The organism is Brachybacterium sp. AOP42-C2-15 (assembly GCF_052377065.1).
Lineage (GTDB): Bacteria > Actinomycetota > Actinomycetes > Actinomycetales > Dermabacteraceae > Brachybacterium.
In genome coordinates, this window is the sequence record NZ_JBQSWK010000127.1 from 1 (window position 1) to 384 (window position 384).

Annotated in this window: 1 pseudogene; it reads right to left on the reverse strand. The window is 65.6% G+C overall.

Annotation, left to right across the window (positions count from 1 at the left end):
• Nucleotides 1-255, reverse strand: a pseudogene (locus ACT3SQ_RS19330) (IS3-like element ISAar46 family transposase); the annotation flags it as partial.
• Between the last annotated feature and the right edge of the window lie 129 nt (nucleotides 256-384).

Sequence of the window (384 nt, forward strand, 5' to 3'; positions counted from 1 at the left end):
CCGAGCGATCTCGGCCTGTTCCTTCGAGGGCCGACCCACCGTCTGGCCAGGCTGTTTGCCCTCAAGCACGCCGGCATCGCGCTGCCGGCGCCACTCGGTGATCAACGAGGAATACAGACCCTCCCGGCGCAGGTAGGCACCGCCTTGACGTTGCGCGCTGGCCTCCTCGTATGCGGCGAGGTGGGCAAGCTTCTGCTCGGGGGTGAACGAGCGGCGCCGGGGCCCATCGGCTCGAGGATGCTGCGGGGAACTCATCGCTCCATCATCGACGCTCGACGACAAAACGGAAACGGGGGAACTGCTCATGGTGATCGATCCTGAACTCGCCCTGCGGAGGCGGACTTGCTATGAACCTCTGGCCTCAACTCACCCTGACACGCAGGG